This window comes from Caecibacter sp. AF58-12pH5A, assembly GCF_027681725.1.
GTDB classification, from domain to species: Bacteria; Bacillota; Negativicutes; order Veillonellales; family Megasphaeraceae; genus Megasphaera; species Megasphaera hominis.
The window spans coordinates 33,067-53,017 of record NZ_JAQDBC010000006.1 but is presented as its reverse complement, the minus strand read 5'-3'; the positions used below and the strand labels follow the sequence as shown (position 1 = coordinate 53,017).

Sequence of the window (19,951 nt, the reverse complement as noted above, 5' to 3'; positions counted from 1 at the left end):
CATGACAACAAGGTTAAGTAATTAATAGTGTATACACAAAGATATAAAAAACTGCAAGGCAAAATTTGAAGGTTTTTCCTTCCCTTTGCCTTGCAGTCTACATTTTATGGTAATAAAAATTAATGGATATATGTTATTTTCAAAAACTTTTTGAAATGTCACTTACTTGGGACAGCCAGTCGTCCGGCAGAACCATATCATCATGACGCAGCGCTTCAAACCGGCACTGCCTGATCAGGTCTGCCTGGGAAAGGCAGCGCCGTTCCGGCAGGAGGCCGCCGCGCCAGGCCAGGTAGGATAAGAGGGCCCGGGCTGTGACGCCCTGGCTGCGCAGGCTGCGCACGGTAATGCCCTGCTGCCGTTTGGACAGGCGGTGGCCGCCGGCGTCCATGAGCATGGGCACGTGCGTATAGGCCGGCGCCGTGCCGCCCAGCGTTTCTATGAGCCAGATCTGCTGGGCCGTCGACGACAGGAGGTCGCGGCCGCGCAGGACGTGGGTAATGACCATGGCAGCGTCATCGACGGATACGGCGAGCTGGTAGGCATACATGTCATCGGCGCGGCGGACGACGAAATCACCGCAGCAGCGTGGCAAAAACCCGGTCTGCGCACCGTAGACGCCGTCCGTAAAAGTCACGGTCCGGGCCGGTACGTGTACGCGCCACGACGGCTTCTTCGTCTGCCGGGCCTGTTCTTCTTTGGAGAGGCCATAGCAGTGGCCGTCGTAGACGACGTGTTCTCCGGCGTGGGGTGCGCCTACAGCCTGCAGCCTGGCGCGGCTGCAGTAGCACGGGTAGAGCAGGCCTTGTGCCGCCAGCTGTGCCAGGGCCGCAGCATAGCGGTCGTAGCGCTGTTGCTGTATGTAGGGTCCGCAGGGGCCGCCTGTATCCGGACCTTCATCCCACGTAAGGCCCAGCCAGGTGAGGTCCTCCAGGAGGGCCGTGACAAACTCCCCTTTCGACCGCTGTTCATCAATGTCTTCTATACGCAGGACCAGCGTGCCGCCGGCCTGGCGCACTTGCAGCCACGCCAGGAAAGCCGACCAGACGTTGCCCACGTGGATATAGCCCGTCGGGCTTGGCGCAAATCGTCCTCGCACGCGCGTCCCTCCTTAGCCCGGCAGGGAAATGAGCGTGCCGAAGAGGTCGCTGTCTTCGCGAAGCTTCCCTTCGCCGCCCATGACGCAGATCTGGTTATCACCCATGACGTCCCGTACGAGCGGTGCCAGGGCGCGGATGTCATCTACGGTCGTAGCCAGGAGCTGATCGCGGCGGCGCTGTGCTTCTGCCTGGGTCAGGCCTGTAAAGTAGCGGTTCATGGCCTTGTCGCCCCGCAGGGACGGCGTAAGCGGTACGTCAATGCGGCTCAGCGTGCCGATGACGTACTTGGTCATTTCCCGGTCGGAAATGTCAAAGTGTGCCAAATAGTCTGCCAGGTCGTCGTAGGCTTCGATGCTGCGGCGCAGGTTCGGATCGCGGTACGAGCAAAAGACCATGTCGCCGTTGGCATAAAAGCGTGTAAAGGCGCCGTAGGCACCGCCTTGGACGCGGATCTTCGTCCACAAATAGCCGTACTGGAGAATCGTATTGAGGACCATCATGCTGCCCGTGTAGTCATAGCCGTGACGGCGGAAGTTGCCGCCCTTGGCGACGTACTGGACCTTGCCGCTGGTCATGATGCCTTCGTTCTTCGGTGCCAGCGGGAACTGGCAGAGGCTGGTCTGTGTTTCGCCGGCGGGCATAGCCTGGAGCCACTGGGGCAGGAGGCTGACGGCAGTCTGCTTGTCGTCTTCGCTGCCAGTCACGGCGAGCGTCAGGCCGGCGCGGACAAAGATTTTTTCCAGGACGGCCTGCAGGCGCTGAGCCGTTTTTTCCGGTTCTGTCCGGATCGTTGCCGCTATGGAGGCGACGAAATCATAGTACGCCAGTTCTCCGGCGTCGCAGAACTGCTCTACCGGCGACGTATAGGACAGGACGCGGTGCATGACCAGGGTCTGGCCGCGGCGGAAGGCGTCCATATCCCAGCCGGCCTTCGTTTCTTCTACGAGCTCGATGAGGCGTTCCTTGTTGGTAAAGAGCGTCTGGAGCGTAATTTCCTTTAAGAGGGCAATGGCCTTATCCAGGTTTTTGCTGAGGGCCTTGGTCTTTATTTTAAAGACCGGCGTGTACTTGCTGTTGTCGACCTGGTCGGCGTAGGCTGAAACGCTGTAGTCAATGCCGCCGATATAGAGGTCAATGAGGCTCGAAAGGTCTGCATAGGTGTGGTCCTGCGTATCGAGATCGCCCAGGAGATCGCTCAGGAGGTAGACGTAGGACATTTCTTCTGTCGTAAAGCCGTGCAAATCAAAGTAGGCATTGATGTAGGTAATGCCATTGGTAAAGTCCGGTACGTAGCACAGGGGCACGCCGGCTACGGCTTCTTCATGCATTTCCACGTCTTCGGCCTTGGCTTCGAGGTCGGCCCGGGAGAGGGTCGGAATGGTCTGCAGGGCTTCCGGCGAATCGGGCGTTGCCTGGCGTTTTTTGAGGGCCTGCGTGGCGGCGATGATGGCGTCGATGTCCTGCGCCGACAGGGTGGCCTTGTAGGCAGCGAGCTTTTCAGCTACGGCCTGGTCGTGCTGTTCCGTGAGGCCCGGTTCCGGTACGAGGGACACGAGGGCGTAGTAGGGATTGTCGAGGATGTATTTCTTCAGGATGTCTTCGTAGTACGACGTCGTCAGGCCCTGGCGCAGTGTCTGGAGGGCCTCTTCATAGGTCAGGGAAAGGAGCGGGTCTTCGTCGTAGAGCCACGTATCCATGCACTGGATGCCGTAGATGAGTCCCTTCGGACGGCCGGCAAAGTCGGCTTCGCGCAGGGAAAATTCAATACGGTTCAGGGCGCCTGTGAGGAGTGTCCGGTCGATGCCCTTCGTGACGAGGTCTGTCAGGGCTTTACGTACGACGGGCAGAATCTGCGCCTGCTTGTCCGGGTCCGAGCCGTTGATGGAAATGCCCCACAAGGGCTGGAGGAGACCATTTTGGAAGTCACCGGAAATGTCCTGGCCCAGGCCGGCGTCGACGAGGGCTTTTTTGAGCGGTGCTGCCGGCGAGAGCAAGAGGGCGTAGGTCAGAGTCTTAAAGGCCAGGGCCAGCGTCGTGTCGAGGGCGTCGTCGACGACGTAGGTCAGGCTGTGCAGGGTCTTCTGCTCTGTCTTTTCGCCGTTGGCTACGCCGTACGGGTAGGTTTTTACGATGCTCCCCGGGCAGGCCTGGCGGCTGATTTCCGAGGCAATGTGCGTAGCCGTAAACTTACTCAGGTATTCGCCATCGATGAATGCCAGCATGGCGTCAATATCGAGATCGCCATAGAGGAAGATGTAGCTGTTTGACGGGTGGTAATATTTGGCATGGAAGGCCGTAAAGTCTGCCTGCGTGAGGTTCGGGATGTCGTCGGGATCGCCGCCCGATTCGACGCCGTACGTCGTGTCCGGGAAGAGGTTTTCCATGACGTGCCGTTCGAGCTGGGCGTCCGGTGACGAGAAGACGCCTTTCATTTCATTGTAGACGACGCCGCTGTAGGAAAGGGGCGCGTCAGGTGTTTCCATTTCATAGTGCCAGCCTTCCTGCATGAGGACTTCCGGGTCCTTGAGCATGTTTGGGAAGAAGACCGCATCGAGGTAGACGTCGACGAGGTTTTTGAAGTCGATGGCGTTGCGGCTGGCTACGGGATACATGGTCTTGTCCGGGAAGGTCATGGCGTTGAGGAACGTATTGAGCGAGCCTTTGACCAGTTCGACGAAGGGTTCCTTCAAGGGGAACTTGCGCGAGCCGCACAGCGTCGAGTGTTCGCAAATGTGCGGTACGCCCGTGCTGTCCGACGGTGTCGTGCGGAAGGAAATGGAAAATACTTTGTTGTCGTCGTCGTTTTTGATGTAGAGCAGGCGGGCGCCGGACTGGACGTGTGTCATTTCATACGCCTGGCTGCCTAATTCTTTGACAAAAACTGCGCGATCGACACGGAAACCGTGTAACGTGCTGTGTACATCTAAGGTCATACTATCTCTCCTATCTGTTTGTATCGCCAAGGATAATCTGCTGTAGTGCCGGCACGTCCGGGGCGAAGTAATCCGGCGGGAAGGCCTGCCGTTCTGCCTCTGTGCCATAGCCAAAGCCTACGATGGCTACGGGTACGTGCGTTTCTCTGGCGCCAATAACGTCGTATTTGCGGTCCCCCACCATGAGGCTCGACGGCACGCCGTCAGGTCCGATGCGGTTGAGGACGGCCTGCATGACGTCGGCTTTCGTTTCCGAGCCGCCCAGGGTGCTGCCACAGACAGCCTCTACGTAAGGGGTAATGCCAAATTTATCACAAATAGCCTGGGCGTGAACCGTCGGCTTCGACGTAGCCACATAGCTGGCTACACCGTGGTCCCGCAGGGCCTGCAAGAGGTCCAAAATGCCCGGGAAGGGTTTATTTTCAAAACGGCCTACTGTACCATAGCGTTCCTGGAAGAGGCTGTACAAGTGGCGTGCCTTGGCTTCGGAAAAGCCATAGACCTGGGTGAACGTCGTCATCATAGGCGGTCCGATGACCGTGTGCTGATCCAGGCGGCCTGCCGTCGTTTCCCCCATTTTTTCCAGGGCATAGGCGACGGACTTGATGATGCCTTCCTTGGAATCGGTCAGGGTACCGTCCAAATCGAATAATACATAGTTGTACATGAAAGACCTCCTAATTGGTATCTTTTTCGTATCTTATACATTTTAGCATATTTGAGAATGGTTATCCAGGTACAAAAAAGCCACGGACTGCGATCCGTGGCTTTTACTGCAAGAAATATCCTTATTTTACGACAACGAGTTCGTATTCCCGCGTGCCCATGCCGATTTTCTGTGCATGAACGAGGGTTTCTTCCCAGTTGACGTGGGGGTTGTTGTCGATGAAGTGATCGTGGTGACATTCCAGTTCCGGGTTGGCCAGGTTATCAGCGAGCTGGCTGTTCGGCAGGGGCTGTGCTTTCTGGCAGGCATCTACACAGGCCTGGTCGAGGGCAACCGGGTCGAAGGACGCAAACATGCCGAGGTTCGGCAGGATCGGTGCGTCACTTTCCGCATGACAGTCGCAGTTCGGCGATACGTCCATGACCATGTTGATATGGAAGCACGGACGGTCCTGACAGACTGCCTGGGCGTATTCAGCCATTTTGCGGTCCAGTTTGTCGCTGGCATCCCAGTCGATAGTCTGGGTGGCGTCAAAGGCACAGGCGCCGATGCAGCGGCCGCAGCCCTTGCACAGTTCTTCGTCGATGTGGGCCTTGTTGTTTTCATAGGTAATGGCGTCGGAGCCGCATTCTGTAGCGCAGCGGCGGCAGCCACGGCAGAGGCTTTCGTCTACGGCCGGTTTGCCCGACGAGTGCTGTTCCATCTTGCCGGCACGGCTGCCGCAGCCCATGCCGATATTTTTGATAGCGCCGCCAAAGCCGGTCATTTCGTGGCCTTTAAAATGAGCCAGGCTGATGAAGACGTCGGCGTCCATAATGGCCCGGCCGATTTTTGCTTTTTCTACGTATTCCCCATTTTTAACGGGTACTTCTACTTCATCGGTACCGCGCAGGCCGTCGCCGATGATGATCTGACAGCCTGTCGTGACCGTATTATAGCCGTTCAGGTTGGCACAGTCCAGATGTTCCAGGGCATGCTTGCGGCTGCCCGGATAGAGGGTATTACAGTCCGTCAGGAACGGTTTGCCGCCCAATTCTTTTACCAGGTCGGCTACGGCTTTGACGTATTGCGGACGGATCGAGGCCAGGCTGCCCAATTCGCCGAAGTGCATTTTGATGGCCACGAACTTGCCATCCATGTCGATCTGATCGATACCGGCACGGCGGCACAGTTTCTGTAACTTCATTAACCCATTCGTACCGATTTTGCAACGAAAATCAGTAAAATACACTTTAGATTTTTCCATGGTTGTTTCCTCCCCTTACTAAATGCATGCGTGTTGTTTCATTATGTACAACAACGGTATTATCTTATCACATGAAGTTCACTCTAAGTCAAGGAAAAAGCTATGGCTTGCCTGTAAAAACTGTGCAAGTTTTTTCTTTTTTTCTTATGGATGGTGCCGTACCGTGTGACCTGGCCCTTGTAACCTGGCCAAAAGAAAAAAAAACGGATTTCCGCCTTGCCACAGGGGCAAAGGGAAATCCGTAAGTGAAAGCGGGGTCAGACGCCGAGGACCAGGACGACCAAAGGAATGACAGCGGCAAAGAGAACCGTACTGGCCGTTACCATACTCGTAGCGTAACGTACGTCGCCGTGGGCTTCGTTTGCCATAATCGGCAGGACGGCCATGATCGGCAGGGACGACTGGACGATGTACGTATCGAATTCGAGGGCCGACATGGGGCCTAAAAAGCGCTGGCCCACGATGAGGACGGCGGCCATGACAGCCGGTGCCAGGACGAGACGGCCCGTGAAGCCGGCAACGGTATCGCGGTCCAGGGAAATATTGCGTATGCCTGCCTTTTGCAGTGTCATGCCGATATAAAGAAGCGATAAAGGTGTGACCAGGCTGCCGACGTAATTAAACGTATTGAGGAGCGCGTCCGGCAGGGTGATACCGGTCAGGAGAAAGGCAAAGGCTACGACGCAGCTGACGAGCGGCGGCGGTACGAGCTTCTTAAAGTCGAAGTGGCGTCTTACTTTCTGGCGGTAACTCAGTACGGGATCTTCGGCGACGAGGAAGGCGCCAATGGTCCAGCAGGAAATATTACAGAAAAAGAAATAGGCCAGGAAGTACGGCATAGCCTGTTCTCCAAAGAGAGCCAGGTTGAGGGGCCAGCCGATAAAGAGCGTATTCGTATTAGCCACAGCGGCGACGAAGCTGCCATTACGGCCAGCCGGTACGTGCGTGATTTTGGCCCAGATCCAGCCCAGGCCGTACCACAGGATCACGCTGATGCCGACGAGGGTAATGCCTTCTGAAAGAGAGCCCAGCATATCGAGGGACATGTACTTGACCATGGACGCAAAGACGGCTGCCGGCAAAGCGATGTTCATGATGATCTTAGATACGTTGTCTGTAAAATCATCACTGACGAAGTGCCGGTCCTGCATTTCATACCCTAACAAGATAATCAGCAGTATAGGGATTACTCCCTGGATTGATGCTAAAAAAGCCATGGTGGCTCACCCTCCATTAGTTTAGCTAAACAAAAAAATGACGTTATACATATGACATTATAAGCCTCTGGCAAAAATTGTCCAGTCATTTTCTGTTGTCGTACACATTTTTAGGCAAAAGGCAGGGCTGCTGCTCTTTTACAGGGCCTTGCTCGTGCCGGTCTTATAATTGATGACAATGCCGGGCTGGTTATTGTAGACGAAGACGTGGAACTGAATGCCTGCGCCCTGGTCTTCTACGGAATAGCCTTCCATTTCGACGCCGTTGGCGACGAGGTTATCGCCTGAGAAGATTGGCGTGACGCGGTACAGGACGTGGTTATTTGTTTCTTTGACGTAGTCGGCTACCATATTTTCAAAGGGCAGCATGCCTTCTACGTTCAAGTAGCGTGTGCCTGTAATGAGGTTCTTCGGGTTGGCGTTTTCTGCCGTCAGCTGATAGCCAATGAGGTGGCAGCGGTTGTACAGGTACTTGCCGTCGACGTTGTCATACTTTGTCGTATGCCAGCCGCTGGGCTTGACGCTGCCAATGGCACCGCGTTTTTTCGTCGGCATGAGGTCGCGGCCGATGTTGGCATAGGCAGGGCCGCAGCGCCCTAGGGAATCAAGATTGCTGTAGTGCTCGAAGGACTGGGTCGTCCTGTCGGCTGCCGCAAAGGACGGTACGTTGTCATTAATGACCACATAGGGATGGCCATCGAAGGCAGGAATACTGTCGAGGTCAAAGGATGGCTGGGCCTGGCCCGTTTTGCCTGCCGCCTGGGCTTGTGCCGTCTGCGTTTGGGCAGGCTTTTTCGTATCCTGGGCCGGCGACTGGCTGGAGCTGCCGCAGCCGGCCAGGAAGAGGCAGAGTGCCGTTACGAGAACGGCAAGCAGTGTCGTCAGTTTTTTCACCGGCTATACACCTCCTCGGTAATCTTGTCGTGTGACGAACCGGCGAAATCGCGGCTCGATTGAAGCTGCCAGCCGTCGTCTGTGGAGAGATCGAAATACATGTCGGCCGGGTAAGAGCGGTTCCAGCGGAAGACGATGAGCTTTTCGATCTTGCCGGCGTAGGGCCGTACGGCCTTATCTTCTACGAGGGCGTACTCACCGGGACCGGCCTGGTCGAGAAAATCTTCGGCAATATGTAAGGTATGCGTGTCTTCCGTAAACATGGACGCAGAATAGGCATTGAGCCAAATACCCGAATCCCCTGCCAGGTCCAGCATGTAATCGCGCAGGACGCGGTCGCGGCTCTGGCGGCGGTGGTTAAAACAGAGACCCTGATGGTCATCCAGGGCAACCATAACAATCATTGTATGACACCTCCTATAGGTTATTATCTATATCATACGGTCCTAAACGGTTCTTGTCCAGCAAAAAAGCCCAGACCGAAGTCTGGGCTCTTTGCATAGCAAGCGGAGCGATTATTCTCTGCCAGCCAGTTTTGCATATTTGTGGTAACGGTCTTTTGCATCCTGAATTTCTTTCTTGTACAATGCATCGGCACGTTCCGGGAAGTTGATCTTGAGTCTTCTGTAACGGTTTTCGCCGTTGAGGTAATCCATGATCTTGTCTGCATCCGGTTCCGGAGAATCGAGCTGGAACGGGTTCTTGCCCTGTTCAGCCAGACGCGGATCGAAGCGATAGAGATGCCAGTAACCGCATTCAACAGCTTTCTTCATTTCGAGCTGTGTGGATCCCATACCAGCACGGATACCATGTTCGAGGCACGGGCAGTAGCAGATGACGATGGAAGGACCATCATATGCTTCAGCTTCGCGGATAGCGCGGAGAGTCTGAGCCTGGCTGTAACCCATAGCAACCTGAGCTACATATACATAGCCGTAGGTCATGGCAATAGCGCCGAGGTCTTTCTTCTTGATTACTTTACCGCCGGCAGCGAACTTGGCAACAGCCGAAGTCTGGGTAGCTTTGGAAGCCTGGCCGCCTGTGTTAGAGTATACTTCTGTATCAACAACGAGGATGTTGACATCGCGGTTCTGAGCAATTACATGGTCAATACCGCCGAAGCCGATATCGTAAGCCCAGCCGTCGCCGCCGATAGCCCATACGGACTTCTTAGCAACGAATTCACGGTTCTGGAGGACGAATTTAACTTCTTCTGTCTGTTCTGCTTTTTCGAGAGCAGCGAGGAGAGCATCCGATACTTCACGGGATTTCTTGCCATCCTGGTAAGCAGCGAGGTATGCTTCGATTTCTGCAGTGCAGATGTTCTGTTCTTTCAGAGTGTTCAGACGGATGATGATTTCCTTCTGGATAGCATCCTGTGCATGGAAGTAGCCATAAGCGAATTCAGCATTGTCTTCGAACAGGGACTGTTCCCAGCAAGGACCAAAGCCGCGTTCGTCTTTGCAGTACGGAGTCATCGGGAGAGAACCGCCGTATGCAGAGGAGCAACCGGAAGCATTGGCAATGTACATGCGGGAGCCGAAGAGCTGTGTAACCGTCTTGATGTAGGTTGTTTCAGCGCAGCCGCCGCAAGCAGGCGAGAACTGGAAGTACGGTTTAGCAAACTGAGCAGCTTTGACGTTGGAGTCGCTGACAACTTCTTTCTTCAAATATTTTTCTTTCATTGCATATTCGTTGAAGTTGTCCTGCTGGTCTACTTCGTCCTGCATCGGAACCATAACCAGGGCGCCTTTTTCTTTCATCGGGCAAACAGTCGTGCAAACGCCGCAGCCGAGGCAGTCATACGGGGAAAGCTGCATGCGATAGCTGTAGTTTTCCAGGCCTTTGCCTTTAGCCGGTACGGTTACGAAGTTAGCCGGAGCATCAGCTTTTTCAGCGTCCGTTACGAGAACCGGGCGGATTGCTGCATGGGGGCAAGCCATTGCGCAGCTGTTGCACTGTGCGCAAACGTCTGCGTTCCAGTGAGGAACTTCGATAGCTACGCCACGTTTGAGGTATTCTGTCGTGCCGTTCTGCCAGGTGCCATCGAATACGCCGTATTTCTTGAAGATGGACAGAGGCAGTTCGTCGCCGTGCTGACGGTCAACAGGGATAACGAGGTCACGAACGAAGTCAGGCATATCAACTTTCGGTGCCGGAGCATCGACAGCGTCAGCCCAGGAAGCCGGGATTTCGACTTTCGTCAGGCCTTCGATACCAGCGTCGACAGCTTTGTTGTTCTTGTCAACGATTTCCTGGCCGCCCTTCTTGAAGTAGGAGTTGTAGTTCCCTCTCTTCATGGCTTCAACAGCTTCGTCGATAGGAATAACGTTCGTCAGTTTGAAGAAGGCAGCCTGGAGGATGGAGTTAACGCGGTTACCAAGGCCGATTTCACCAGCGAGCTTCGTAGCATCGATGATGTAGAACTGAGCGTGTTTATTGAACAGATCTTTCTTCATCTGTGCCGGGAGTTCTTTGTCCAGTTCTTCTACGCTCCACGGACAGTTCAGGAGGTATACACCGCCGTCTTTGAGGTCTGTCGTCGTATCATATTTCTTTACGTATGTAGGTGCATGGCAGCCAACGAAGTCAGCGGAACCTACGAGGTACGTAGCATGGATCGGTTTGTCACCGAAACGTAAGTGGGACTGTGTCAGGCCGCCTGTCTTCATGGAGTCATAGGAGAAGTAAGCCTGTGCATATTTGTCAGCATCGAGGCCGATGATCGTGATGGCGTTCTTGTTAGCGCCAACCGTGCCGTCGCCGCCGAGGCCCCAGATTTTAGCGGAAATCTGGCCAGGATATTCGATGTGGAAGTTTTCTGTCGGCAAGGAGGTGAAGGTAACATCATCAACGATACCGATAGTGAAGTTGTTCTTCGGTGTATCCTGTTCGAGGTTTTTGTATACAGCTGCGATCTGACCAGGTGTGGTATCCTTCGAGGAGAGACCATAACGGCCGCCTACGACAGTGATATCACCACGGCCGGACTGTACGAGAGCCATCTGAACGTCCAGGTAGAGAGGTTCTGCTACGCAGCCGGATTCTTTCGTGCGGTCCATAACGGCAATTTTCTTAACAGTTGCCGGAATAGCGTCAACGAAATGTTTAACAGAGAACGGACGATAGAGGTGAACCTGAATCATGCCGACTTTTTTGCCGTGAGCGTTGAGGTAATCAACCGTATCACGAACCGTTTCAGCAGCGGAGCACATGATAACGATCAATTCTTCTGCATCTTCAGGACCATAGTAGTTGAACAGTTTGTAGTCCCGACCGGTCAGTTTGTTGATTTCATCCATGTAGTGCTGTACTACGTCAGGGATGGTAGCAACTTTTTCGTTAGCGCCTTCTTTTGTCTGGAAGAAGATATCCGGGTTAACAGTCGTACCACGGGTGTACGGATGTTCAGGGTTCAGGCTGTTTTTACGGAAAGCTTCGAGCTGTTTGTAGTCAACCAGTTTAGCCAGATCGTTGTAGTCGAGGGCTTCGATACGCTGCATTTCGTGAGACGTACGGAAACCATCAAATACGTGCATGAAGGCATAACGGCCACCGATAGCAGCTAAGTGAGCTACGCAGCCGAGATCCATAGCTTCCTGCGGCGAGGAAGACATGATCATGCCGAAACCAGTCGAACGGCAAGCCATAACGTCCGAATGATCGCCAAAGATAGAAAGTGCATGAGCGCTGATGGTACGGGCAGCGATGTGGAATACGCCAGGCAGGAATTCACCGGCAATTTTGAACATCGGCGGAATCATCAACAGCAAGCCCTGGGCAGCTGTATAGGTAGTGGTCAAAGCACCAGCCTGCAGAGAGCCGTGGCAAGTACCTGCAGCACCGGCTTCAGACTGCATCTGAATGACATCAACGGTGTTGCCGAAAATGTTTTTCTTACCTTTTGCAGCCCATTCGTCAACCTTTTCTGCCATAACAGAGGAAGGCGTGATCGGGAAGATAGCAGCTACTTCTGTAAATGCATAGGATGCATATGCAGCGGCAGTGTTACCATCCATTACTACATAATTTTTTTTCATAATCACTTTCGTCCCTTTCTTTTGATATTGAGATATTAAAATAATAACATCACAAGTGAAGGTTTACAAGTACCGATTTTCACAACCAGTACCGTACTACGTGTATACGCATATACGATTCGATTCGCATTTGCATATGCATTAACCATAATGTACCACAATTTTAGAATAATTTCCAGTCCTTTTCACGAGAAAATCGCATAAAAAATGACGCAGCTCATTTCAAATTTCGAAAAAAGCTGCGTCACCAATCAGTTTATTCTATGGTAGAACGTGAAAGAAAGTATACAAGTTTTATAGCATTTCCGCTTATTGAGCCTTGCGCATGGCTTTCTTTCTGTCGTGTTTGTCGAGGATGGCCTTGCGGATCCGGATGTTGTGTGGCGTAACTTCTACGAGTTCGTCGTCGTTGATCCATTCGAGGGATTTTTCCAGGCCCATCTGGCGGGGCGGAACGAGGCGGAGTGCTTCATCGGAGGACGAAGAACGCGTATTAGTCAGGTGTTTCTTCTTGCACGGGTTGACGTCGATATCGACATCGCGGTTGCTTTCGCCAACGACCTGGCCGAGGTAGATTTCCTGTGCCGGTTCGATGAACATGACGCCGCGGTCCTGGAGGTTGAAGATACCGTAGCCGGTGGTCGTGCCCGATTCAAAAGCTACGAGGCTGCCACGCGTACGGCCCGGAATTTCTCCTTTCCAAGGTGCATAGCCGTGGAAGACGTGGTACATGATGCCGTTGCCTTTGGTTGCTGTCAGGAATTCGCTGCGGAAGCCGATGAGGCCGCGGGCAGGGATGATGAATTCCAGGCGGGTGTAGCCGGCGAGGTCGATCATGTTGAGCATTTCTGCTTTACGCGTTCCCAGTTTTTCCATGACTGCCCCCATAAATTCCTGGGGTACGTCGATGGTCAGGGCTTCGAGAGGTTCGCATTTCTTGCCGTTGATTTCTTTGGTAATAACGGCCGGTTTGCCTACCTGCATTTCATAGCCTTCACGGCGCATTTCTTCAATGAGGACGGCAATGTGCAATTCGCCACGGCCGGATACTTTGAAGGCATCGGCGCTGTCCGTTTCTTCGACGCGCAGGGAGACGTTGGTCTGTACTTCGCGGAAGAGGCGGTCACGCAGGTGACGGCTGGTGACGAATTCGCCATCCTGGCCGGCAAAGGGGCTGTCGTTGACGTAGAAAATCATGGACAGTGTCGGTTCGTCGATGTTGATCTTCGGCAGGGCTTCCGGATTTTCCGGGTCCGTTACGGTTTCGCCGATCTTCAGGTCGGAAATGCCGACGATGCAGGCAATGTCACCCATGGAGGCTTCTTCTACTTCAGCACGTTTCAGGCCTTCATAGGTATAGACACGGCTGATCTTGGCACGGCGCTGTGTTTCGCCATCGGTGACGATAACCTGCTGGTTCGGGCGCATCTTGCCGCGGACAATACGGCCGATAGCGATTTTGCCGACATAGTCATCGTAGTCGAGAGTCGTGACCATGAACTGCAGCGGGCCATCGACGTCGCCCTTCGGGCACGGGCAGTTTTCGATAATACATTTAAAGAGCGGTTCGAGGTTGTCGCTGTCGTCATCCATGGAAGCTTTGGCAATGCCATCGCGGCCGTTGGCGTAAATAACCGGGAATTCCAGCTGGTCGTCATCGGCTTCGAGTTCCATGAACAGTTCCAGGACTTCATCTTCTACTTCAGCCACACGGGCATCGGGTTTATCAATTTTATTAATGACGACGATCGGTTTGAGCTTCTGTTCGAGAGCCTTGCGCAATACGTATTTCGTCTGCGGCATCGGACCTTCAAACGCATCTACCAAGAGCAGTACGCCGTCAACCATGTTGAGGACTCGTTCTACTTCGCCGCCGAAATCAGCATGCCCCGGAGTATCGACAATGTTGATTTTAACGCCATCGTGCATGACAGAAGTATTTTTGGATAAAATCGTGATACCACGTTCCCGTTCGATATCACCAGAGTCCATGACGCGTTCCGCTACTTTTTCGTTCGTGCGGAATACGTGGCTCTGTTTGAGCATAGCGTCAACCAGGGTTGTTTTACCATGGTCAACATGAGCAATAATAGCAATATTACGGATATCCTTACGTTCCATCTACTGTCCTCTCCTACTTGTGAGCAATATAAAACTAATTCATGAGCTACAACTTCAGTTGTAACTTTGTAAGTATAGCACAAAATGGCCGGATTGACCATAGTCAATCCGGCTACTTTTTTTCTTCTCCCAAAATCCGTACTTCCGGTTCCAGGCGGACGCCGTGGGCGGCTTCGACGCGGCGCTGTACTTCGTGGATGACGGCCAGTACATCCGCTGCCGTAGCGTGGCCTGTATTAACGACAAAGCCGGCGTGCTTCGTCGATACCTGGGCATCGCCATGGGAAAGGCCTTTGAGGCCTGTCTGGTCGATGAGGGTACCGGCAAAATAGCCGGGCGGCCGTTTAAAGGTACTGCCGGCGCTGTGCATTTCTAAGGGCTGCTTGCTGCGCCGCCGGTCCATGAGGTCGTCCATCATGGCCTGGATTTCTTTTTTGTCGCCGTACTGGAGCTGGAGTTCTACTTCAACGACGTATTCCTGCAGCTTCTGGAAAGCGCTCTGGCGGTAGCCAAAGCCGAATTCCGCCGTTTCATACGTGCGGACGCCGCCGCTGCGGTTGACCGTGCGGACACGCGAAACGATATGGCTCATTTCGCCGCCGTAGGCTCCGGCATTCATGAAGACGGCACCGCCTAAGGTACCGGGAATGCCACAGGCAAATTCCATACCGGCCAGGCCGTTTTCCTGGGCGTACTGGCAAACGTCTTTAAGCATAAAGCCCGAGCTGGCCAGGATTTTCGTTGCGTGGCACGAGAGGAAACGGTTCATCTCATTGAGCTGAATGACCATGCCGCGAATGCCGCCGTCGAGGACGAGGACATTGGAGCCGCCGCCAAGGACGGTTACGGGAATGTCATAGCTGCGGGCTACGCGCACGGCCAGGGACATTTCTTTTACCGTATGGGGCAGGACCAACACGTCTGCCGGGCCGCCTACGGCAAAGGTCGTATGCTGTGACATAGGCTCTGCCAGGAGGACCCGTTCTCTCGGGATATGGGCAATGAGTTCCGTTACTGCTTTCATCATATCATTTGTCAAGGATGCTCAGTCCTTCTGCCATGGCCTGCTGGATCGTTGCCAGAATCTGGCCGCCTACCTGGTTCCATTTGACGTATTTTTCCAAATATTCAACTGCCAGGGGACGGCTCTGGACGATTTCCTGTGCCCGCTGGAGCTGTTCCAGCTTTTTGCGTACCGGTTTGTCGCCGGCAGCCTGGGCGTATGCCAGTTGTGCCTGGAGGGAAAGGAATTCCTGGACGTGCTTCATGGTCTTTTCATCTTCTGCCAGTTTCTTGCCTGCTGCGAGCAGGGCCTGATAATCTTCATCTGCCTGAATAGCCTGGGCTAATTCCTGCGCTTTGTCATATACACTCATGGTTGATGCTCCTGTTCTTATTTCAGATTTTTAATGCCAATGCCGCTTTTTGCCATGCCGGGGAAATTGAGCTGGCGCAGGGCTTCATACGAGACGATGGCGACGGAGTTGGATAGGTTCAGGCTTCTCGCCTTATCCACCATAGGGATACGGAAGCAGCTTTCAGGATACTGCTTCAAGAGATCTTCCGGCAGCCCTTTTGTTTCCTTGCCAAAGACAAGGAGGTCATCGTTCGTAAACTGGATATCCGTATAACACTGTTCCGACTTCGTCGTCAGGTAGTAGAAATGATGGCCCTTGTATTTTTCCTGTACTTCGGCAAAATTTTCATGTACCTGCACATCTACGAGGGGCCAGTAATCGAGGCCGGCCCGCTTCAGATGTTTATCATCAATGGAAAAGCCCAGAGGCTTTACGAGATGCAGTGTAATATGATTGGCCGCGCAAAGGCGGGCAATATTTCCTGTATTTCCTGGTATTTCCGGTTCTACCATTACAATATGCATTGTTAATCACCTTCCATGGCATATTGTACAGGATTTCCCTTGTAAGTACAAGACGTATTCTGGCGGAAACCTTTTCCTTTTCCCTTCTTTTCTATTATAATGTAAGTGATACAGACGTACAATGTATCTTCATTGCGTACAATTGAATACGAATCTTAATGTAAAAAAAGTGAGGTGCTCTTTATGGATGAAATGGACAACATTGCCCAATACCCGATTTACTTTGCTCCCGGCTGCAAGATGCTTCAGCTCGAACCGGTTTTGACGTCTCAGCTCTATGATTACCTGCACCAGCTCTTTGGCAAGATCCAGCTCTACACGCGCTGCTGCGTCTTTGACGACGCCCGTACGCACGACGAGGAAGCCGTCTTCATCACGATCTGTCCGACGTGCTTTTCCATTTACGGGGAAACCTATGCCAACCTGCACATGCGCGACTTTGGCGTGCTCTACGACGAATACAAGGATGTCTATCCCCTGCCTGACTACGAAGCCATGCAGCAGCGTATCCGTCAGGTCATGGCTGCGCCCTATCCGAAGGAAGCCTTGAACGATTGGTTTGAAAAATTCAGCAAATGAGGTGGTTTCATGAAGTGTACCTATTACGGCCATTCCTGCTTCAGCCTGTCTGACGGCACGACGACCGTTCAGTTCGATCCCTTTTTCACAGATAACCGCTGGACTCATGTCGATCCGGCAACGGTACAGTGCCAGTACATTTTTCTTTCGCACGGCCACGACGACCATTACGGCGACGCCGATCTCATCGCCAAACACAACGATGCCCTGGTCATCAGCACGGCCGAAGTATCCCGCAAGGCCATGGCAGCCGGCTGCAAGGCCCATACGATGCATATCGGCGGCACGGCGCGGTTTCCCTTCGGTTCGGTCTGTCTGACACCGGCCCTGCATGGTGCCGGTGTGCCCGGCGGTCTGGCCTGTGGCTGCATTATGGAAATCGGCGGCAAGCGCATTTATTATGCCGGCGATACGGGCCTTTATTCGGATATGAAACTGCACAGCCGCTTTGGTCCTATCGATGTGGCCTTCCTGCCCATTGGCGATAACTTCACGATGGGGCCGGAAGACGCAGCCCTGGCGGCCAGCTGGATTCAGCCTAAGCTGGTCATTCCGATCCATTACAACACGTGGCCCATTATCGAGTCCGATCCCTATGGCTTTGCGGAACTGCTCAAGCAGAAATACGACATTCCCGCACAGGTCATCCAGGTCGAAGATACGGTGGAATTATAAGAAGGTCAAAAAAAGCCTATGTCTGCACCCACTGATATGCTCCCTTCCAAACAGCGTGAGATTTTATCATTTCTCATGTCTACCTGGAGGGAAGCCTATCAAAACCGGCAGCATAGGCTTTTTTCGTGTCTTACGAACCGCAGCGTTCGTGATATTTTCGTTCTACAGATTGTTCGATGAGGACAGCCTTTTCTTCCGTCGCCGTAATGGCCTTCATCATCTCCGTCACGAAGGCCTCGTCACGGATGGAATGGAGATTGACGCGGACGCTGTAAAAGGCCGAGCGCATGGCAGCCCGGGCGTTCATGGCCGCAATAGCGCCGTCGGTAATGACCCATTCGTTACCGAACTGGACGGCCTGCTCGGAGAGCTGCAGGAGCTGGAAAATATCCTGGCCTAAGGAAAAGGGAATGGACGCAGCCCGTTTGAAGGCTGCCTGTACGTGTTCGCTCCGCTTTTCTGTGGTTTTCGGCAGGCGTACAGCCTGAATGACCGCATCAAAAGCGGCGGCATCTTCAGCAATGCCCCGGAGGTAGCGCTGCCGCAGGGCAGCGGCCTGGTCCCTGATCTGTACCATGATCCGTTCTACATCTTCATAGCCTTTTTTGCCGATCGTCAGATTGGCTACCATTTCTACCAGGGCAGCCGCCGACGCAGCGGTCAGGGCCGCGATACCGCCGCCACCGGGAACAGGTTCCTTAGACGCAGCTGCGGCCAAAAAATCATCGATGGGCATATGGGAAAATTGTAACTCTGTCACTGTGATTCGCACCTTTCGTCCTGTATTTTCTTGCAGACTATACAAGAAATCCGGCAAAGCAGGCTGCGCCTGGCCTTGCCGGATGAATTTGTGATAGGTCTATTTTACACCTGCTGCAGACTTAGAACAAGCCTGTAATAACGCCGTTTTCGTCGATGTCCATGCGGTTGGCTGCAGGAACCTTCGGCAGGCCCGGCATAACCATGATGTTGCTCGTCTGGCAGACGATAAAGCCGGCACCGGTGCAGACGCGTACATCTTTGACGGTGATTTTGAAGTTCTTCGGTGCACCGAGGAGGGCCGGATTATCCGACAGGGAGTACTGGGTCTTAGCGACGCAGATCGGCATCTTGTCGAGGCCCAGCTTTTCCAGTTCGGCAATCTGCTTCGGTGCATTGCCTTCGAGAATGACGCCGTCGCCGCCGTAGATTTCCCTGGTCAGGATTTCCAGCTTGTGAAGGATCGTGTCGTTGACGTCGTAGAGCGGTTTGTACGGGGTCTTAGGCTGCGCGAGGAGCTGTAAGACCTTGCGGCCCATGTCGAGACCGCCCTGGCCGCCTTCAGCCCAGCAGTTGTTGAGGGCTACGTCGACGCCGTAGTCTTCGCAGAGCTTCGTCAGGAGGGCGATTTCCGCATCTGTATCGGAGAGGAAGCGGTTGATGCCTACGAGGACGGGCACGTCGTATTTACGCATGTTTTCAATGTGTTTAGCCAGGTTGGCAAAGCCTTTTTCGAGAGCTGCCAGGTTTTCCGTCTGGAGATTCTTTTTGTCGACGCCGCCGTGCATCTTGAGAGCCCGGATGGTGGCTACGATGACGACTGCATTCGGTTTGATGCCGGCAAAGCGGCATTTGATATCCATGAATTTTTCTGCGCCCAGGTCGGCACCGAAGCCGGCTTCCGTAACGGTGATTTCTCCCATCTTGAGGGCCAGCTTGGTGGCGACGACGGAGTTACAGCCGTGGGCAATATTGGCAAAGGGACCGCCGTGTACGAGGGCCGGCGTATTTTCTGTCGTCTGGACGAGGTTCGGTTTGATGGCATCCTTCATGAGAATGGCCATGGCGCCGTCGACGTTGAGCTGCCGTGCCGTAACAAGCTGGCCGTCCAAGTCGTAGGCAACGATGATGTCACCCATGCGTTTTTTGAGATCCATGAGGTCGCTGGCCAGGCAGAGAACGGCCATGATTTCCGAAGCGACGGTAATCATGAAATGATCTTCCCGGGGGAAGCCGTTGACTTTGCCGCCCAGACCGACGACAATGTCGCGCAGGGCCCGGTCATTCATATCCATGACGCGTTTCCAGACGATGCGGCGCACGTCAATGCGCAGGGCATTGCCCTGGTGGACATGGTTATCGATAGCTGCAGCCAAGAGGTTGTTGGCCGCTGTAATAGCGTGCATATCGCCTGTAAAATGGAGGTTGATATCTTCCATGGGGAGAACCTGGGAATAGCCGCCGCCGGCAGCGCCGCCTTTGATGCCAAAGACAGGTCCCAAGGACGGTTCACGCAGGGCCGTCATGGTTTTATGGCCCAGTTTATTGAGTGCCTGTGCCAGACCGATGGTCGTTAAGGTCTTGCCTTCACCGGCCGGAGTCGGCGTAATGGCCGTGACCAGGACGAGCTTGCCGTCTTCATTTTTTGACAGGCGTTTAATGGCGTCGAAGGAGATCTTCGCTTTATATTTACCGTATAATTCCAAATCGTCTTCTGTCAAACCTACTTTTTCTGCAATCTTTACAATCGGTTCCAATGTCGTCTGCTGCGCAATTTCAATGTCGCTCAATACTTTAGTCATATTGGAAATCAGCTCCTGTTCCATAAATGTAAAGAA

General features: G+C 53.7%; 16 protein-coding genes. 2 read left to right on the top strand and 14 right to left on the bottom strand.

The genetic code is table 11. The annotated features are described in order from the left end of the window. Positions 1-139 precede the first annotated feature (139 nt). The 12 genes from gluQRS to trmL form a co-directional block, all read right to left on the bottom strand. Positions 140-1,099, bottom strand: coding sequence for a tRNA glutamyl-Q(34) synthetase GluQRS (gene gluQRS / locus PGX44_RS04700; protein ID WP_498854433.1), 960 nt, complete (start codon positions 1,097-1,099; stop codon positions 140-142). Positions 1,100-1,111: 12 nt separating this feature from the next. After that, a complete protein-coding gene (locus PGX44_RS04695) occupies positions 1,112-4,033 on the bottom strand; it encodes an insulinase family protein (RefSeq protein WP_498854432.1) in 2,922 nt (973 codons plus the stop codon). A gap of 10 nt (positions 4,034-4,043) precedes the next feature. Beyond that, complete coding sequence (locus tag PGX44_RS04690) at positions 4,044-4,700, bottom strand: HAD hydrolase-like protein (RefSeq protein ID WP_498854431.1); 657 nt, start codon at positions 4,698-4,700, stop codon at positions 4,044-4,046. A gap of 121 nt (positions 4,701-4,821) precedes the next feature. Next, positions 4,822-5,946: a DUF362 domain-containing protein gene (locus PGX44_RS04685; RefSeq protein ID WP_498854430.1), complete on the bottom strand. Its 1,125-nt coding sequence runs from the start codon at positions 5,944-5,946 to the stop codon at positions 4,822-4,824. 257 nt (positions 5,947-6,203) lie between these two features. Beyond that, positions 6,204-7,163, bottom strand: coding sequence for an AEC family transporter (locus PGX44_RS04680; protein ID WP_498854429.1), 960 nt, complete (start codon positions 7,161-7,163; stop codon positions 6,204-6,206). Positions 7,164-7,301: 138 nt separating this feature from the next. Further along, a complete protein-coding gene (locus PGX44_RS04675) occupies positions 7,302-8,057 on the bottom strand; it encodes a DNA/RNA non-specific endonuclease (RefSeq protein WP_498854428.1) in 756 nt (251 codons plus the stop codon). Next, positions 8,054-8,461, bottom strand: a complete 408-nt coding sequence (locus PGX44_RS04670) for a hypothetical protein (RefSeq protein ID WP_498854427.1) — start codon at positions 8,459-8,461, stop codon at positions 8,054-8,056. The genes PGX44_RS04675 and PGX44_RS04670 overlap by 4 nt, the downstream gene beginning before the upstream one ends. A 111-nt stretch (positions 8,462-8,572) precedes the next feature. Beyond that, positions 8,573-12,097: a pyruvate:ferredoxin (flavodoxin) oxidoreductase gene (gene nifJ / locus PGX44_RS04665; protein ID WP_498854426.1), complete on the bottom strand. Its 3,525-nt coding sequence runs from the start codon at positions 12,095-12,097 to the stop codon at positions 8,573-8,575. A gap of 309 nt (positions 12,098-12,406) precedes the next feature. After that, a complete protein-coding gene (gene typA / locus PGX44_RS04660; RefSeq protein ID WP_498854425.1) occupies positions 12,407-14,218 on the bottom strand; it encodes a translational GTPase TypA in 1,812 nt (603 codons plus the stop codon). A 112-nt stretch (positions 14,219-14,330) separates the two neighbouring features. Next, a complete protein-coding gene (murB, locus tag PGX44_RS04655; RefSeq protein ID WP_289001815.1) occupies positions 14,331-15,245 on the bottom strand; it encodes a UDP-N-acetylmuramate dehydrogenase in 915 nt (304 codons plus the stop codon). 1 nt (position 15,246) lies between these two features. Beyond that, positions 15,247-15,594 (bottom strand): YlbF/YmcA family competence regulator, encoded by a 348-nt coding sequence (locus PGX44_RS04650; RefSeq protein WP_186502303.1) that lies wholly within the window; start codon positions 15,592-15,594, stop codon positions 15,247-15,249. 17 nt (positions 15,595-15,611) lie between these two features. Beyond that, positions 15,612-16,100, bottom strand: coding sequence for a tRNA (uridine(34)/cytosine(34)/5-carboxymethylaminomethyluridine(34)-2'-O)-methyltransferase TrmL (gene trmL, locus PGX44_RS04645; protein WP_498854424.1), 489 nt, complete (start codon positions 16,098-16,100; stop codon positions 15,612-15,614). Positions 16,101-16,283: 183 nt separating this feature from the next. On the opposite strand from trmL, the gene PGX44_RS04640 reads away from it, so the two are divergent. Then, positions 16,284-16,679, top strand: coding sequence for a hypothetical protein (locus PGX44_RS04640; protein ID WP_498854423.1), 396 nt, complete (start codon positions 16,284-16,286; stop codon positions 16,677-16,679). Between the two features lie 9 nt (positions 16,680-16,688). After that, entirely contained in the window at positions 16,689-17,354 is a 666-nt protein-coding gene (locus tag PGX44_RS04635; protein ID WP_186502306.1) for a metal-dependent hydrolase, read from the top strand. Positions 17,355-17,484: 130 nt separating this feature from the next. Here the strand turns inward: PGX44_RS04635 and PGX44_RS04630 are convergent, their stop codons facing one another. Together PGX44_RS04630 and PGX44_RS04625 are read right to left on the bottom strand one after the other, a co-directional pair. Then, entirely contained in the window at positions 17,485-18,090 is a 606-nt protein-coding gene (locus tag PGX44_RS04630) for a cyclodeaminase/cyclohydrolase family protein (RefSeq protein WP_186502365.1), read from the bottom strand. A 145-nt stretch (positions 18,091-18,235) separates the two neighbouring features. After that, entirely contained in the window at positions 18,236-19,915 is a 1,680-nt protein-coding gene (locus PGX44_RS04625) for a formate--tetrahydrofolate ligase (RefSeq protein WP_498854422.1), read from the bottom strand. Between the last annotated feature and the right edge of the window lie 36 nt (positions 19,916-19,951).

What these genes read in the sequence shown, in the direction of transcription:
- PGX44_RS04695 (WP_498854432.1), bottom strand. Translation starts at nt 4,033, where the DNA reads ATGACCTTAGATGTACACAGCACGTTACACGGTTTCCGTGTCGATCGC.
- PGX44_RS04690 (WP_498854431.1), bottom strand. Translation starts at nt 4,700, where the DNA reads ATGTACAACTATGTATTATTCGATTTGGACGGTACCCTGACCGATTCC.
- PGX44_RS04685 (WP_498854430.1), bottom strand. Translation starts at nt 5,946, where the DNA reads ATGGAAAAATCTAAAGTGTATTTTACTGATTTTCGTTGCAAAATCGGT.
- PGX44_RS04680 (WP_498854429.1), bottom strand. Translation starts at nt 7,163, where the DNA reads ATGGCTTTTTTAGCATCAATCCAGGGAGTAATCCCTATACTGCTGATT.
- PGX44_RS04670 (WP_498854427.1), bottom strand. Translation starts at nt 8,461, where the DNA reads ATGATTGTTATGGTTGCCCTGGATGACCATCAGGGTCTCTGTTTTAAC.
- nifJ (WP_498854426.1), bottom strand. Translation starts at nt 12,097, where the DNA reads ATGAAAAAAAATTATGTAGTAATGGATGGTAACACTGCCGCTGCATAT.
- typA (WP_498854425.1), bottom strand. Translation starts at nt 14,218, where the DNA reads ATGGAACGTAAGGATATCCGTAATATTGCTATTATTGCTCATGTTGAC.
- murB (WP_289001815.1), bottom strand. Translation starts at nt 15,245, where the DNA reads ATGATGAAAGCAGTAACGGAACTCATTGCCCATATCCCGAGAGAACGG.
- PGX44_RS04650 (WP_186502303.1), bottom strand. Translation starts at nt 15,594, where the DNA reads ATGAGTGTATATGACAAAGCGCAGGAATTAGCCCAGGCTATTCAGGCA.
- trmL (WP_498854424.1), bottom strand. Translation starts at nt 16,100, where the DNA reads ATGCATATTGTAATGGTAGAACCGGAAATACCAGGAAATACAGGAAAT.
- PGX44_RS04640 (WP_498854423.1), top strand. Translation starts at nt 16,284, where the DNA reads ATGGATGAAATGGACAACATTGCCCAATACCCGATTTACTTTGCTCCC.
- PGX44_RS04635 (WP_186502306.1), top strand. Translation starts at nt 16,689, where the DNA reads ATGAAGTGTACCTATTACGGCCATTCCTGCTTCAGCCTGTCTGACGGC.
- PGX44_RS04630 (WP_186502365.1), bottom strand. Translation starts at nt 18,090, where the DNA reads ATGCCCATCGATGATTTTTTGGCCGCAGCTGCGTCTAAGGAACCTGTT.
- PGX44_RS04625 (WP_498854422.1), bottom strand. Translation starts at nt 19,915, where the DNA reads ATGACTAAAGTATTGAGCGACATTGAAATTGCGCAGCAGACGACATTG.